Consider the following 14,286-nt stretch of genomic DNA (forward strand, 5'->3'; position numbering starts at 1 on the left):
ATGAATCAAGATATCAACATCAAAAAGGTCCGGCTGAACTGCTACCGGCAGTCCAAAGTACCTGGAGAGTTCATGCTGCAGATGCGCGTTCCTGGCGGCACAGTGGATGCCAAGTATCTCAGTTATGTGGAGCACATCGCCAAGACCTGGGGCGACGGCACCTTCCACTTAGGTACCCGGCAAAACTTTGACATTCCCGGCATTTCCTACGAAAATATTCCAGCGGTCAACGCCTACCTGGAGACGTACATCAATGAAGTGGACGCTGAGCTGTGCAACGTGGACATGGATACCATTGCCCACGAGCCCCATCCCTGGGATCCCGCCGAGGGCTATCCCACCATTGGGGCCCGCAATATCACCGCCTGCATCGGCAACTACCACTGCATCTGCGGGAATTGCAATACCTTTGAGCTGGCCCGGAAGATCGAACCTATCATTTTCCCCAGCCACTACCACATCAAGATCAACATTGCCGGCTGCCCTAACGACTGTAATAAGGCCCATATGTGCGACTTTGGCATCATCGGCGTGGCGCGCATGACATATCACCCCGAGCGCTGCATCGCCTGCGGTGCCTGTGTCCGGGCCTGTCAGAACGGCGCCACACGGGTTCTGTCCGCCAATCCGGCCATCGGCAAGGTGGAGAAGGACGCCTGCTGCTGCGTAGGCTGCGGTGAGTGCGTCCGCGTATGTCCTACAAGCGCTTGGACCCGCCAGGAAACCAAATTCTACCGGGTGATCCTGGGCGGCCGCACAGGCCGGCAGACCCCCCGCACCGGCAAAATGTTCCTCAACTGGGCCACGGAGGACGTGATTCTGGCCGTTCTGAAAAACTGGCAGAAATTCTCCGCCTGGGTCATGGATTACAAGCCTGAGTATCTCCATGGCGGCCACCTCATCGACCGGGCCGGTTATAAAAAGTTCAAGGAAATTATTCTGGACGGCGTGGAACTCAACCCCGAGTGTCTGGTGGCCGAGGATCTGTACTGGCATGAGACGGAGTACCGTTCCAACTTCAACGTCAAACCCCTGTCCATGCACCATACCGCCGGTCCCAAAGAATAATAGCTGGAAATGCACACCATTCTCCTGTATCACGATTAACCGTGCTGCACCTATATACCGAAGAAACAAACCGCCGGGGGCACATGCTATTCATGTGTCCCCGGCGGTTTAATTTGCTTTGAAAAACGTAGGAAGTTAACCAAATTTACCTGAATATTATCCTTGTTCTGTCTTCATTCAATCCCCGTCGTTGTTAAAGCAGTACACCATCATAGATTGCAGGGGGATCCCTTCCATGGCTTGTTTCATGGAATCCTCAATTTTTTGGCGGGGTGTCTGAAAACCTGCCGGATATTCCGGGCCACCGGACAGGGCCGCCGCTGGCAGGGATGGATTCCGATGAGGGAGGACAGTCCGTCCAGCTCCAATGCGGTGTAGATTTGATACAGCGTGATTTGAGATGGGTCTGCGCACAGCTCCGCGCCCCCAGTTCCCTGTAGTACTGTAATGAGTCCAGCCTTTTTCAGGGCGCTAATGATGGAACTGAATTTGTTCTGGCTGCGTCTAAGCCAATGTATTATGATATCGTCCAATGACTAGCTTCCATAGTTGTCATCTTCCCTATCCCTTCAGGCGTTATACCAGAAACATCCCCTGGGCCTCCACAAGTTTCCTCAGGAGTTCGACGGCAGCCTGGTTTTCTTCCGTAATTTTCTTCAGCGTGACAACATTGTATACTTCACCGGTCTCAATATGAATCACCATATCCAGTGTTGGGAACAAAAATCTCATGGTCCCAAAGGTCTTTTGAAACACCAGGTCAGACAGCTCATCCATGTCATTGATGGATTCCATTGGGATTTCCAGGTAATATCCTTCTTCATTGGGGGTTTGTTCTATGAAATCTTCGATATCGGGTAAACCTACGCCAGTAACCAGAACAGTCTCCAGCGGATAGTAGCACGAAAAATGAAGAACGATATCCAACCACTTACGAAGCAGACGGGCCATATTAGCCTCTTTATAATAATGCTTTTCCAGCAAGGCAATCCCATCATTCTGTCCGAATTCAAGGTCGCCGGGGACTATATCAATGATATACGCTTTTGCATTGTCTTCCGCCGCCTCAGAAATAAGATATTCCATCTCAGCATCATACGGCCGCATGGAAAAGCCTTTGAACCCTTTCTGTTCAAACAGTTGCTGCATTTCATCATATGTCAAAGCCATCGCTTATCCTCTCCTTCTCTGCCTGGTGTATGATCGCGTCCTTTCGGATTCCATTTCAGAAATGTGGCCATGGGATATTCGTCAGACAAAATGTCTGCCATCAGGTTTGTCCCACAGATAAAAAAGTGGTGGGTGTTCTCCGGAACAAGGTAGTTTTCTTCCCGGAACCTGTTCAGATGGTCGGAGGTCTCGCTGAGATAGAAGGTCCAGAGGGCCCAGTCCGGCGTTTTCTCTGACACCCAAAGCTCCGGGCGGTAGCTCTCGTCGGTGACAGTGTAGGAAACGATCCTGTCCCACACCAGCCGGAGGGCCCACTCCGACCGCTTTTCTTCTTGGAAATGGTCGGGGCGCAGGAGGACCACAAAACCCTCCTCCCCCTCAAATCCGATCTTCTCCACATCATAGACTTCGTCCACATCCCGGTGCGGGACCCATTTTCTAAAATTTTCCCAAAAATGATGTTCCAGCATAGCTCCGCGCTCCTTTCCCTGTGCGTTTACGCCTTACTGTCTACCCACATCAGAACCTTTCTGCACCTGGTACAGTGCCACGCCGGGTGCTCCGCCAGGGTAGATGGAATGGTGATGGTCTGCCGGGTGAGCAATCCCGCAATTCCCTTTTTCCTCTTCTCTGTCTCTGAGGTAAACTCATACCAACTTTCAAAACCAGCGCCAACGCACTGCGCTGTGCCTTGCTCCATCTCAGCGCCGCAATCCAGACATTTCATGGTTCGATGTCCTCGCTTTCCGTCTCCTCAAACAGCAGCCTGATGGGGTAAAAGTCCAGCACAAAGTGCTCCTCGTCGATTTTCGTATTGGGATGACAGTCCGAGCGGCCAAAGGTCACATCTCCGATCCGGTGGGTAAAGTCCTCCGGGCAGCTGCCAAAGACCACATACTGACAGACGCAGTATTCCAGGTATCCGTTCTCGTCCGGCTCCAGCGGAGAGGTCTCAAATGGCTTTTCAATATCTACCCCCAGAGAATCCAGATAGGATGCCACTTCCGGATAAGCCGCCTTGACCCTGGCACAGTAGTTCTGACAATAGGCACAGCTACAAATGTTCTCCGGGCCGAGATTGCGGTAATAGGCCCTTGTTTTTTCAATATCCGGTTTCATAGGCCCCTCCTCACACCAAAAGCCAGTTCTGGCCGTCCGGCATGGAACGAAGACTCCCTGGTATCCGCTCCAGTACTTCCCCGGTATCATAATCCCGCACCAGAAGCTCCTCCCGGTAGTCCGGGTCCTCATACCAAACCGAGGTATACAGCCTGTTTCCTTCCAGAAACTCAAAAAATTCATGGTCCTCTATGGCAAAGTCCCGGCGTTCCGGCCAGATAATCTGAAACTGATTGTCGTGGGCTGACCGGGTCAGCATAAGCGGTGATGCCTCCAGCATGAGATTGTAGCAGTCCGCCACGATCGAAAGTGGCAGCACCGCCAGCGGCTCAGTGATTTCCTCTGCTTCGTGGAAGGTCAGAATACGAATCTCTTCCTTTGGAAAATCTACCATCAGCAGTACCACCCGCCCGTTGTGATACACCGGTCTTCCAAGATATTGCCCCGGCTTTGTGCATACCGGCTCATAGACCGTGCCCTCCGGGCAGCGGACCAGGACAAGCCGGTTTTTGTCAATAGGATGGCCGCTGCGGAACAGCTCCTCCGCCTCATATAAATCGTTGCTGGCATAGTCGGCACCCCAGTACCATTCGCTGCTGCCAGGCAGCGACTCCAGATTGGTAATCCCATTTGTGATGATGCGTTTCATACACGGTCCTCCCAGGCTATGCCTTGATTGATGTTCCAAATTATATCACAGCGAATGGAAAAAGCTTATGAACGTTCTCTTAAGGTTTCTTAATCTTCCAAAGTAAAACACCTCTTTTGGTTCTCATTCCTTTGAGAAAGCGTACGGAGCTTTTCCTGTCAGGGTACTGCACACCCGCTGCAGCACTCCGTCGTCCTTTCAGGTGGATCTGACCACCGTGGAATGCCCATTTCCCACCACAGGGAAACATCCCATGCAGGCGAATAAAATTCATACCCGTTATCGATTTAAAACCGGGAGAACTGCGCTTTTAAGGGCGCAATCCTCCCGGTTTTCTTCTATATCATACCCTCCACAGGTGGTTTCCAGCTTACCGCCGGACCCACTTGCCGAACAGGGTCTTTTTGTAATGTCTCAGCTCCTCCTTGGCGCCGGCATGGTCACCGGCTTTCTGGAGGTATTCCACCCCTTTGGCAATGTCCGTTGGGACACCCAGGCCGTTGCAGTACATCTTTCCCAAGAGATAAAATCCGGGATGACAGTTCCAGTTGATCCGCTCCAGGTAGGTGAAGGCCTTGGCGTAGTCCTGCTGGGTTCCCTGGCCGTTGGCATAGCAGGCACCCAGGTAATAAAGCATAGCCGAACCGCCATGGTCTTCCGCCCACTTGAGCAGCTGAAAGGCCTTGGCATAATCCCGCTCCACGCCTTCACCATCATAGTAGAACATTCCCAAGCGGTTGGCGGGGTTTGTTTTTCCCTGGATGGGCGCCGCCAGTGCCTGCTGATAATATTGGGCGGCCCGTGCATTGTCTTTGGGCACCCCCTCACCCAATTCATAGGCATAACCTGCCCAGAAGAAGGCCCGTGGCTCCCCCAGCTCCGCCGACCTGCGGTAGAGGGCAAAGGCCTCCTCCTTTTTCCCTTGGTTGTAGAGCTCGTTGGCATAATAGAAAAGGTAATCCGGATAGCCCTTCTCCGCCCCATAGCGGTACACCTCAATTTCCTTTTCCGGCCGGGGAGAGATAAGCCCCTTTTCTCCCTCCCGATAGAAATTGGCTAGGTTGACCCCGCCGGTGGTAATCCCGTTGCGCAGGGACTTCCACAGCCAGTCCTCACACCGGGAAATGTTTTCCCGCGCATAGCTCAAAAAGGCGTCGTCACTGTCAAAACTTTGGCGGTCCTTCTTCTGGATGCGGAAGAAATCTCCCCAGTAGTATACATTGCCGATGACCATCTGGCAGAAAGGCTCTCCATGTTCGGCCTTATCCAGTACAATATCAAAGGCAGCCTGGAGGCTTTCCAATGGCATGGTATGTTCCAGTTTGTCATCCATGATCCCACAGCGCAGGGAAACGAGGGTCCCGATGGCGCTGCCCTCCAGAACGGAGCGGCGCATCAGCTCATCCCCCGCATGTTCGTCTGCGGGAAAATTGTGGCCAGGCCAGGTGTACTCCGGTCCGTACAGGCACCGGGCCAAGATGCAGCATGCGTCGGCGTCCCCGTCGGCTACCGCCTGCTCCAGCAGCCGGAACCCCTCCTGGCCCCGTCCGGAGCGCAGGTCGTAGTAAATATATTTCAGGGCTGTTTCCACTCTGTCGCTGAAAAAGCGTCCCATATGTATGTCCTCCTTCCGCCTCGTCAAGTACCATTCATAAGCCCCGCAGTTTCTTCCAAGTTCTTCTTGGCCGCAGGGTTATTTTGAATAATAGCTCCCACTGTCCGGCAGTTTTCCAGCTCTGGACAGCTGCCGCAGGTGGTCACGCCCTTTTTTAAGGCACACTGACGGATGGCGCACAGGTGTTCGCAGAACACCGTTTTGATCCCATCTCCACGGCATCCCAGACAGTTGATGTGTTCCGGCAAGATGGGTGCCTGGTTCAGTTCAGCCCACAGCTTGGCCGTCTTTTCCCGCAGCGCCTGATCGTTATGGAGTGTAGCCAGATAGGCATCGCACACCTCACAGTCCAGTCCGCAGTATCCGATTCTCTCTTTCATGGTAAGGTACCTCCCGATTCAGGCTTTCAAAACTCCGTCTCCTGGAACCCGGAGACATCCAGGTTTCTGTGGTAGTAGGCGTTAGAGAAATATTCTACAACCTCCTGCACATCAGGTGCCATCCGCTCCCACAGGCGGGGACCACCGGGGGTGGAGCAGCCAATCTCCACCGCATACATCCCGACCTGCGGCCCTTTCAGGGCCACGGCGCACTGGATGAACCAGTTTTGCTCCAGGTTTTCCGGGTCCTTCTGCTCCAGGATCAGATAGCTGTCCGCCTCCTGGCTCAGCTCCCGCAGGTTTTCCTCAACATCAGTCCAGCTTGGGGCAGATGTACTGCCCGCATAACCGCCCACAGTCAGGAGCCAGGGCCAGTCCGGGTGGGGCTGAGGGGGAGTGGGGATAGGTTCTCTGCTCCAGCGCTCCGCCACCTGCTGCCAGGTGCGGCCGGACCGCTCCATTTTCCTCCAGTTCTCCAGGGAAGGGATCTCCCCCCGCATCCAGCCCTGCAGGATATTCTCCGCCTCACCGGCGTCCACATCCCGTGTCCAGGCGTATTGCCCCGGCACGCCGGGTGTGCCGGAGTACTCCTCCATCAGGATGCGGGTGGGCTGTGCCGCACCCCCGGCCAGGCCCACCAGACGGCTGAAGGTGTGTCCCTCCCCCTGGATGGGAATGCCGGGCACCAACTGGAAGGGCACGGTCTTTCCCATTTGATCGGGCTGCCGCAGCAGCTGATGGATGGTATCCCATGTGATACGGGAGGTCACGGAGCCGTCCGGCAGAGTGAGCACCTGGGTCTGGGCCTGCCGCTCCTGCTCCCGTCGCTCCTGCTCCTCAAAGCGGGCCTTCCGCTGGCGGTAGGCCTGTTCCTGGGCGTACTGCAGCTCGTCCTCTTCGGCATAGACCAGGTCTTTGTACTCCTTGGAGTCGTAGACCCCAAACACGGCGGCAGGGGCCCGCCGCTGCAGGCAGTCCATGGCCTCATCCAGTTCCCGCCTGGATTTCAGCGAGGTGACCTGCCGCTCCCGGCGGTCGTCCACGATCCAGATCTCATAGATGTGGATGACCTGGGTACGTTTACCGGCGCGGCGGGTATGATGCTCCTCCCGGCGGAACACGCCCCGGATGCGGGGTATGGAGGAGACTTCGTCCCCAAGCACCCACTTCTTGCCCACGCCCAGCTTGCCGCACCACTGACCGTTTGCTTTCAGGTCCTGGTCCACCATGGCGAAGAGCTCCTTCACCGGCGGCACCTCGTCGGGGTAAGGAAGCTGGTTGCGGATGGACTGGGCCAGAGCACTCTTCTCCGGGACCAGAGCGTCCCGCAGGCTTTGGTAGGCCAGAAAGAGGCCCACCAGTATGGCCGCCGCTCCCCCCACTGGAATGAGGTAATAGCCGAAACTTAGCTCCTCTTTTAACTGCTCCGCCTCGTGGGGTATGGTCTGGGCCGTCAGGAAGAACCAGATGGCCAGTCCGCCCCCCACCAGGAAAAGAGCTGCCCAGATCAGCCCGGTAAGCCGTCCCCGTGTACGCTGGAGGCAGTAGCCCTCCTCCGGTCCGTTCGGCTGCTGCTTTTTGTTCCACCACATGATGAGGAGGATCACCGGAATGGCAAAAATGCGCAGCAGCACCACCAGAGCGATGTAAACCAGCACATTCCAGGGCCATTTGAGATAAAAACGTTTTGGGGAAGTTTCCTTTGATTCCATGGTATCCTCCTTCTGCTGACTCAGGCACTTTAGAACATTTCCTCCGCCTGTAGTTGTCCTTTTGCGCTCAACCGAAGCGCTATCTTTTATTATAGTGAGTTCAGGAAATTTCTTCAATCCCGTTTTAGGCGAAGGGCTTTCTTCCCCCTTTCTCATAATGGCATTCAGAAATTGCAGGCAGCGAACAAGCGCGATCATCCCCATGAGCCGAAAGATGCCTCTTCTGAACAAGCTTTGGCCTTCTATCACAAAAGCCATAAGAAACAGGCTGGTAATGGCAATGAGAAACACGAGGGATATGAACACTGCACAGATAATTCAGACCAGCCTGGAAGACTGCTCTGACTGTGCCGCTTCCTCCCATTTTCAAAAAAGAAGAGCGCTGCAGCCTTACACTGCAGCGCTCCCTTTTCCCGTCTCTAAACTATTCGGAAAAGGTATAGATGGCAAATTCGCCCTGACAAGGATTGCCGCGGCAAACCTCCATGACCCGATCCGTCAAATTGTTGATCATGGCTACATAGGTGTGATAGGGATTCTCCTTACAGGAATGGACACAGATGGAATTATTCCCGTTGGCATGATCCGCCAAAAACTTCTTGAGCATCTCATGGTCGATATTTCCCTTGTTGGTGGTAACCAACTCTTCCAGCCGCTGGTGGCGCATCTCCGAATCGTGCTGCTCCCATTGAGTGGCACTGGAGAGATGTTTTAACTCCGGAATCAGGAAGTGATTGGTATGTACGGCATAGCCGCTGCATGACCGCTCTCCCATATCACTGTGTGTAAATTCAAACATGTGCATCGTTCCCTTGGCGTCGCACAGCGTAATACTCCGCTGAGAAGACCGCTCCGGAATCGCCAGCTTTTTACACGCCTCCTCCATCGTCCACTGTTCCAAGGCCAGCCGCGACATGAGATAGCGGGGATAACCCATCCCCCATCCATTGCAATTTAAGAAGGTACAGTTGGCAGACATGCCCTCACTGTTCATGCCCGAGTGGCTGATTTGCCCCGCGGGCAAAATCATCATTACCTTGGGCTTTCCGGTTACTGCCATGGTAACCATGTTCATCATAGGCTCAAAATCGCCGATCAGGTCACAGTTCTGCCCTGAATACACCTTCCCATCCCGAGTATAGGATGAAGCAACCGCAAAACAGGAACACTCCTGTCCATGGGCGGCAAACCGCTTATAATGGGATACCTCCTGCCGGATCTGCAGCAAAAGTGCCTCCTGCGCTGTCAGATTGGCACCCTGTGCCAACCCCTGGAGCTCCTGGGTGAAATCGGGAGAATATTTCTCCACATAGGGTTCAAACTGCCGGGTATATTCCAATGCCTGCTCTCGGGTTAAATCGGACATGGTACCTGCGTCGTCATAAATGCGCTCCAGGTGCGCATGAATCACGTCACGCAGCTCCTCTCCGTGCTGTTGGCCCACTTCTTTTGGCGTCCCGGAAAAAATATAATGCTTGTAAAATTCTTTCTTCATTCTAATTTGCCCTTTCTTAGGTTTGCGCCATCATGCTGGGCAACAGCGTAATAATCGACGGGAAAATCGCGCAAGCAATGACAACGATCAGCATGGACAAGATAAAGGGTGCCGCGCCTTTCACCACTTTGACAAAGGGTTCGTTCATAACAGAACTGGCCACAAACAGATTGACGCCAAAGGGAGGTGTAACGATGCCGACAATCAGCGTCAGGCAAAATACCATTCCCACAACCAGAGGATCAATGCCCATCTGCGTTCCAATGGGGACCAGAATGGGAGCCAAAATGACAATGGCAGTCAGCGTCTCCATGAGAGCACCCACAACCAGCATGATCAAGCACAGGACGATCAAATAGGTACTCTGGCTCTTGATAAACGGAATCACCGCATCGGCAATGCTCTGCGGAATCTTTTCGAAGGACAGCTCCCAACCAAAGAGATTGGATACTCCGATGATCAGTGCAATCATTGCAGAGGTCTCGATGGTCCCATTAAACGCCTTTAAAAGGCCTTTCCAGTGAATCTCACGCAGAGCCACGCCTACAATGAGACTGTAGATCACTGCAATGACCGCAGCCTCTGTGGCAGTGAAGATTCCCCCGTAAATGCCTCCCAGAATAATGACGGGCAGCAGAAGAGCCGGGAGCGCTTTCCAGGTACGCAGCACCTTTTCTTTGGCAGTATAGCGCACGGTGCTGGCCGCAATTTTATCTTTTTTTACGATAATGGCATTGACAATCAACAATCCAACCACCATCAAAAGGCCCGGAAGAATTGCAGCCATAAACATTTTGGGAATGCTCAAGCTCATGGTGGTTCCATAGACGATCATTCCAACACTGGGCGGAATGATCGGCCCCAGTCCGCCGCCACAGGCAATCATGCCCACGGAAGTTTCCTTCTTGTAGCCGCTTTTTAACAGGGCCGGAAGAGTCAGTGCACCGATGGCTGCAATGGTGACCTGTCCGGAACCGGTCAAAGCCGCGAAGATAGCACAGGAAATGATGGTCACAATTCCGGCGCTGCCGGGAATCCGGCCAAAGATGCACTCCACCCAGTCAATCAGCCGCTGAGACAGGCCGCACTGTTCCATCAAATAACCAGTCAGCACAAACAGAGGGACTGCCAGCAGCACGAAGGAGTCCATTCCTAAAAACAGCCGCTGCGCCAACAGCACCAGATTATTGCCGGAAGCTAACAGATATGCGGTAGAAGAAAGAGAGATACTAAACGCAATTGGTACCCCTAAAATCATCAGGAAAAACATGACTCCAAAGATCAATGCGCCCATGACTCTTCCTCCTTTCCTCCAAAAATCCGCTCCAAAATGTTATAGGCGGACTGAACCGCAATTCCAACACAGCCGATTGGGATGGACAAATACATGTACCCCATGGGAATGCCCAGCGCGGAACTGCTGCGCATCATCATTTGTCCCACCATTTTTACGCCATAGGGAATGATGATGATGACCGCCGCTATTGACATCACACAGCGCACCTGCGACATGCTTTATCAAAACTCCTAACGCCGCCGAAATAACACGCTCTTTTCTTCCCCCACACCGTTACTTTGTGCATTGGGGATTGGTGAGCTCAAAGCGTTCATCTATATTTTTTTCGCCCCATTCACACATCAGCTCCAGGATCGGCTGTAGAGAATGTCCTTTCGGGGTGATGGAATATTCCACCCGCGGGGGCACCTCAGCGTACACTGTGCGCGCAATCAAGCCGTCACTCTCCAGCTCCCGGAGCTGGTTGGTCAAAGTCCGCTGGGACACTTGCGTAATGGTACGCAGAAGCTGGCTGAAGCGCTGGGTGCCGTGCTCAATCAGGCTTTCCAGAATCAGAGGCTTACATTTCCCTCCGATCATTTTTAGGGTAACTTCCATCTCACAGGTCACTCGTATCTTTTCCATAGGCCCCTCCTATAGTGAAATTTAGTTCACTTGCTAAGAAAATTGTGCGTACTTGTTCTGATAAATCCAAACCGATATAATGCAAGTATATCTGATTTTAATGGTTTTGCAAGATAACAAGCCTGACAGGAGGTCAACATGGAATACAGGACATTGGGCCGCACCGGGTTAAGAGTCAGTGAAATTGGTTTGGGCGGCGAGTGGTTCAACGGTTTGACTGCCCAGGAGAGCGCCGCCATTATAGATGCGGCGCAGGAAAAGGGCATAAACTACATTGATATTTTCATGCCCCAGGCCCCCACCCGCAGTAATCTGGGTTTTGCGCTGGAGGGGCGCCGGGACAAATTTATGATTCAGGGACACCTGTGCACGGTTTTTGAGGATGGGCAATATACCCGCACCCGAGACATCGAAAAGACCCGGCGTTCCTTTGAAGATCTCCTGGAACGTCTGCACACCGACTACATCGATGTGGGCATGATCCACTATGTGGACAGCGAGGAGGACTTCCGCACCGTCTTTGAGGGACCTATTCTGGCCTACGCTAAGAAATTGAAGGAAACCGGTGTGATCCGCCACATCGGAATGAGTTCCCACAACCCTCACATCGCCCTGAAGGCGGTAGAGAGCGGAATCATTGACGTACTGATGTTCAGCATCAATCCCGCCTATGATATGGAGAGCGCTGAGACCGATATCTATGACTTGATGGAGTTCAAGGGCATGAAAAAAAGTGGTCTTGTGGTGGATGAGGCACGGCAAACTCTGTACTCCGCCTGTGAGGCCTCTGGGGTGGCGATTACCGTGATGAAACCGCTGGGCGCGGGCACACTGTTGAAGGCGGAAAGCTCTCCCTTCGGTGTAGCTATGACAGTACCTCAGTGTATCCAGTACTGTTTGGACCGTAATGGCGTCAAGGTAGTCATCGTCGGCTGCCACACGGTAGATGAGGTGCTGGAGGCAGTCAAATATTATGACACACCCATACAGGAACGAAGCTACGCTCCTATTTTCAGCGCCGGAAATGCCATCCATATGACCGGCCGTTGCATGTACTGCAACCACTGCCAGCCCTGTCCGGCCCACATCGACATTGCCGCCGTGACCAAATTTCTGGATCTGGCTGTCCAGCAGGATTGTGTACCGGAGACCGTAGCACAGCACTACTGGTCTCTCTCTGCCACGGCAGACGATTGCCTGATGTGCGGAAGATGTGAGCCAAATTGTCCCTTTGGGGTGCGCATCCGGGAAAATATGACGAAGGCCAGAGCCATATTTGCCCCTTCCCGAACATCATGACAGCAAAAAGATATCCATGGTGCCGATGAACCGATGAAACCAGCAGCCCTGCATGCAAAGTGCAGGGCTGCTTTCTTTGAGAGAACGATTGTGGGGCCCCGCTCCTGCACCATTCCAATGATTCCCTGCCAATCTTACCGCTGGAAACTGTCCCCATTTCTCTCCTTGACAGGCACCTGGCCCGGTTATATAATTAACATCGTTAACTATATGGGAGGAATGTGATGCCATGGAATGGACCGATATGGTGCATTATCAGCAGCAGTTCCAAAAGGTCATGCGGTCCCTGCTGCCCGTGCAGGCCTCTGCTTTGACTGCCAGCGAATGCGAACTGTTGGCCCACCTGTATCTGAATCCAGAACAAAACACACCCGTTCTGCTCAGTCAGAACAGCGGCATGAAAAAAGAGGCCGTGAGCCGCTGCCTGAAGTCCCTCTACGAAAAAGACTGCATCCGCAAACAGCGGCAGGCTGCAGACGAACGCAGCTATCAATTGTTCATCACCGAAACAGGACTCGTCCAATTGAAAAAGGGGTACGAACGTATTTTGCAGCCTTTTTACGATTTGTGGCGCAGTTCCCGGAAGGATTTTGAGGCATTTATGTATTACGCGGATCAGCTTGCCGCACACATTGAGAAAGGACAGGAAACAACCCGTGACCATGAAGTTTTATGATGCACTCCAGATGGACCCTGCTATTTTGAAACGCAGCAGTGCCCTTTGCAGCACAAACAGGGAGAAAGCCTATTACTGGACTGCCATGGCCGTCCGCTCTGTGCTGATCGTAGCCTTTGCTGTCGTGTTCATCAGCCTGTTGTCCGGGCTGTTCGGCGCTGACAACACCCCGTTGGCGGTAGCGCTGTTCTGCATGATGTTGGGAATCCGCTTTGTCAATTTTGAGTATTGCGTTGGCGATTCATTGGCTGCTCTGGCCGCAGTTTTGGCCATTTTAGTTTTGGTCCCCTGCTGGGCGGCGGTGCTTCCCCCAATTTTTCTGATTCCACTGCACTTTGCCGCCTTTTTTGCCCTGCTCTATATGACCGTCCAGCGGCCTGAAATGGGCAATGGCGGCTTATATAGCTTTGCCTATATTTATCTGACGGGCAACCCGGTAGCCGGAGAGGCTCTCATGCGCCGCGGACTTATGGCACTGGCAGGCTATTTCATCTGTGGTGCGCTTTTGTTGATCAAACACCGGCACCAACACACCACGACCCGCTTTCACCATATCGTAAAACGGTTTGATTTCTCCTCGCCGGTTTATCTGTGGCAGCTGCGCATGGCTCTTGGTGTAAGCTTGGTGCTGACGGCTGGGCAGGTATTTGGAGTAGAACGTTTTATGTGGATGGGGTTTGCCTGTGCCTCCCTGCTGTCGGAATATCCATACTCCGGCAGTACCATTGTGCGCTTCCGGCAGCGGATGGTAGGGGTGGCAGCGGGCTGCTGCGCATTCTTCCTGCTCTATCAAGTGACACCGGAATCCTTTCATTCCCTGATGGGGCCGTTGGGAGGTCTGTGTCTGGGCTTTTGCACGGACTACCGGTATAAAACAGCCATGAATTGCTTCGGCGCGCTGATGTTGGGCGCTGGGATCTATGGGCTCCAGGGGGCGGTGATCCTGCGCATTGCGGATACGTTTCTGGGCGCGGCATTTGGTGTAATCTTCGCAGCGGCTTTCCACTATCTGGCAGCCGTAAGATTATTACCCACTTTGCAGGAGGACTAAAACCAGACGGTCCGAAGAACAACAAAAGGCTCCCCACCCTTATCCGTCCGCTTTTGCCGGCTAAGGGTGGGGGGCCTTTTTTCTTTTCACTCAAAACAGATCCTGTTTGCTCAAAGACCTCTCTGCAATGC

General features: G+C 53.4%; 17 protein-coding genes. 4 read left to right on the forward strand and 13 right to left on the reverse strand.

Annotation, left to right across the window (positions count from 1 at the left end; translation table 11 throughout):
* On the forward strand, positions 1-1,068 hold the full coding sequence (gene asrC / locus ACTQ3R_RS10645; RefSeq protein WP_441779259.1) for a sulfite reductase subunit C: 1,068 nt from the start codon (positions 1-3) through the stop codon (positions 1,066-1,068).
* A gap of 245 nt (positions 1,069-1,313) precedes the next feature.
* Here the strand turns inward: asrC and ACTQ3R_RS10650 are convergent, their stop codons facing one another.
* The 13 genes from ACTQ3R_RS10650 to ACTQ3R_RS10710 form a co-directional block, all read right to left on the reverse strand.
* Entirely contained in the window at positions 1,314-1,601 is a 288-nt protein-coding gene (locus ACTQ3R_RS10650; RefSeq protein WP_441779258.1) for an Rrf2 family transcriptional regulator, read from the reverse strand.
* 43 nt (positions 1,602-1,644) lie between these two features.
* The gene (locus tag ACTQ3R_RS10655) at positions 1,645-2,238 is read right to left on the reverse strand and encodes a hypothetical protein (protein WP_441779257.1); all 594 of its coding nucleotides are present in this window, start codon (positions 2,236-2,238) and stop codon (positions 1,645-1,647) included.
* Positions 2,229-2,708 carry a hypothetical protein gene (locus tag ACTQ3R_RS10660; RefSeq protein WP_441779256.1) on the reverse strand — a complete coding sequence of 160 codons (480 nt, stop codon included), beginning with the start codon at positions 2,706-2,708 and terminating at the stop codon, positions 2,229-2,231. The genes ACTQ3R_RS10655 and ACTQ3R_RS10660 overlap by 10 nt, the downstream gene beginning before the upstream one ends.
* A gap of 26 nt (positions 2,709-2,734) precedes the next feature.
* Positions 2,735-2,965 carry a PF20097 family protein gene (locus tag ACTQ3R_RS10665; RefSeq protein WP_441779255.1) on the reverse strand — a complete coding sequence of 77 codons (231 nt, stop codon included), beginning with the start codon at positions 2,963-2,965 and terminating at the stop codon, positions 2,735-2,737.
* Positions 2,962-3,357 carry a hypothetical protein gene (locus tag ACTQ3R_RS10670; protein ID WP_441779254.1) on the reverse strand — a complete coding sequence of 132 codons (396 nt, stop codon included), beginning with the start codon at positions 3,355-3,357 and terminating at the stop codon, positions 2,962-2,964. The genes ACTQ3R_RS10665 and ACTQ3R_RS10670 overlap by 4 nt, the downstream gene beginning before the upstream one ends.
* A gap of 10 nt (positions 3,358-3,367) precedes the next feature.
* Entirely contained in the window at positions 3,368-4,006 is a 639-nt protein-coding gene (locus ACTQ3R_RS10675) for a hypothetical protein (RefSeq protein ID WP_441779253.1), read from the reverse strand.
* A 370-nt stretch (positions 4,007-4,376) separates the two neighbouring features.
* On the reverse strand, positions 4,377-5,621 hold the full coding sequence (locus ACTQ3R_RS10680; protein ID WP_441779252.1) for a tetratricopeptide repeat protein: 1,245 nt from the start codon (positions 5,619-5,621) through the stop codon (positions 4,377-4,379).
* A gap of 23 nt (positions 5,622-5,644) precedes the next feature.
* Entirely contained in the window at positions 5,645-6,001 is a 357-nt protein-coding gene (locus tag ACTQ3R_RS10685; protein WP_441779251.1) for a DUF3795 domain-containing protein, read from the reverse strand.
* Between the two features lie 26 nt (positions 6,002-6,027).
* A complete protein-coding gene (locus ACTQ3R_RS10690; RefSeq protein ID WP_441779250.1) occupies positions 6,028-7,713 on the reverse strand; it encodes a hypothetical protein in 1,686 nt (561 codons plus the stop codon).
* Positions 7,714-8,137: 424 nt separating this feature from the next.
* Positions 8,138-9,208, reverse strand: coding sequence for a C45 family autoproteolytic acyltransferase/hydolase (locus tag ACTQ3R_RS10695; protein ID WP_441779249.1), 1,071 nt, complete (start codon positions 9,206-9,208; stop codon positions 8,138-8,140).
* 16 nt (positions 9,209-9,224) lie between these two features.
* A complete protein-coding gene (locus tag ACTQ3R_RS10700) occupies positions 9,225-10,502 on the reverse strand; it encodes a TRAP transporter large permease (protein ID WP_441779248.1) in 1,278 nt (425 codons plus the stop codon).
* Entirely contained in the window at positions 10,490-10,720 is a 231-nt protein-coding gene (locus ACTQ3R_RS10705) for a TRAP transporter small permease (RefSeq protein ID WP_441779247.1), read from the reverse strand. Before ACTQ3R_RS10705 ends, ACTQ3R_RS10700 begins: the two co-directional genes overlap by 13 nt.
* 58 nt (positions 10,721-10,778) lie before the next feature.
* Positions 10,779-11,129, reverse strand: coding sequence for a winged helix-turn-helix transcriptional regulator (locus ACTQ3R_RS10710; protein ID WP_441779246.1), 351 nt, complete (start codon positions 11,127-11,129; stop codon positions 10,779-10,781).
* 138 nt (positions 11,130-11,267) lie between these two features.
* Between ACTQ3R_RS10710 and ACTQ3R_RS10715 the strand changes: the two genes are divergently transcribed.
* The 3 genes from ACTQ3R_RS10715 (at position 11,268) to ACTQ3R_RS10725 (ending at position 14,155) form a co-directional block, all read left to right on the forward strand.
* Positions 11,268-12,428 carry an aldo/keto reductase gene (locus ACTQ3R_RS10715; RefSeq protein WP_441779245.1) on the forward strand — a complete coding sequence of 387 codons (1,161 nt, stop codon included), beginning with the start codon at positions 11,268-11,270 and terminating at the stop codon, positions 12,426-12,428.
* Between the two features lie 229 nt (positions 12,429-12,657).
* Positions 12,658-13,104 carry a MarR family transcriptional regulator gene (locus tag ACTQ3R_RS10720; RefSeq protein ID WP_441779244.1) on the forward strand — a complete coding sequence of 149 codons (447 nt, stop codon included), beginning with the start codon at positions 12,658-12,660 and terminating at the stop codon, positions 13,102-13,104.
* The gene (locus ACTQ3R_RS10725) at positions 13,091-14,155 is read left to right on the forward strand and encodes an FUSC family protein (RefSeq protein WP_441779297.1); all 1,065 of its coding nucleotides are present in this window, start codon (positions 13,091-13,093) and stop codon (positions 14,153-14,155) included. Before ACTQ3R_RS10720 ends, ACTQ3R_RS10725 begins: the two co-directional genes overlap by 14 nt.
* Positions 14,156-14,286: the final 131 nt, after the last annotated feature.

Origin of the sequence: Lawsonibacter sp. LCP25S3_E2 (genome assembly GCF_052117285.1) — a bacterium.
In the GTDB taxonomy this organism is placed as follows: Bacteria; Bacillota; Clostridia; order Oscillospirales; family Oscillospiraceae; genus Lawsonibacter.

Coding starts and splice junctions, on each gene's coding strand:
- asrC (WP_441779259.1), top strand. CDS start 1: ATGAATCAAGATATCAACATCAAAAAGGTCCGGCTGAACTGCTACCGG.
- ACTQ3R_RS10655 (WP_441779257.1), bottom strand. CDS start 2,238: ATGGCTTTGACATATGATGAAATGCAGCAACTGTTTGAACAGAAAGGG.
- ACTQ3R_RS10660 (WP_441779256.1), bottom strand. CDS start 2,708: ATGCTGGAACATCATTTTTGGGAAAATTTTAGAAAATGGGTCCCGCAC.
- ACTQ3R_RS10665 (WP_441779255.1), bottom strand. CDS start 2,965: ATGAAATGTCTGGATTGCGGCGCTGAGATGGAGCAAGGCACAGCGCAG.
- ACTQ3R_RS10670 (WP_441779254.1), bottom strand. CDS start 3,357: ATGAAACCGGATATTGAAAAAACAAGGGCCTATTACCGCAATCTCGGC.
- ACTQ3R_RS10675 (WP_441779253.1), bottom strand. CDS start 4,006: ATGAAACGCATCATCACAAATGGGATTACCAATCTGGAGTCGCTGCCT.
- ACTQ3R_RS10680 (WP_441779252.1), bottom strand. CDS start 5,621: ATGGGACGCTTTTTCAGCGACAGAGTGGAAACAGCCCTGAAATATATT.
- ACTQ3R_RS10685 (WP_441779251.1), bottom strand. CDS start 6,001: ATGAAAGAGAGAATCGGATACTGCGGACTGGACTGTGAGGTGTGCGAT.
- ACTQ3R_RS10690 (WP_441779250.1), bottom strand. CDS start 7,713: ATGGAATCAAAGGAAACTTCCCCAAAACGTTTTTATCTCAAATGGCCC.
- ACTQ3R_RS10695 (WP_441779249.1), bottom strand. CDS start 9,208: ATGAAGAAAGAATTTTACAAGCATTATATTTTTTCCGGGACGCCAAAA.
- ACTQ3R_RS10700 (WP_441779248.1), bottom strand. CDS start 10,502: ATGGGCGCATTGATCTTTGGAGTCATGTTTTTCCTGATGATTTTAGGG.
- ACTQ3R_RS10705 (WP_441779247.1), bottom strand. CDS start 10,720: ATGTCGCAGGTGCGCTGTGTGATGTCAATAGCGGCGGTCATCATCATC.
- ACTQ3R_RS10710 (WP_441779246.1), bottom strand. CDS start 11,129: ATGGAAAAGATACGAGTGACCTGTGAGATGGAAGTTACCCTAAAAATG.
- ACTQ3R_RS10715 (WP_441779245.1), top strand. CDS start 11,268: ATGGAATACAGGACATTGGGCCGCACCGGGTTAAGAGTCAGTGAAATT.
- ACTQ3R_RS10720 (WP_441779244.1), top strand. CDS start 12,658: ATGGAATGGACCGATATGGTGCATTATCAGCAGCAGTTCCAAAAGGTC.
- ACTQ3R_RS10725 (WP_441779297.1), top strand. CDS start 13,091: ATGAAGTTTTATGATGCACTCCAGATGGACCCTGCTATTTTGAAACGC.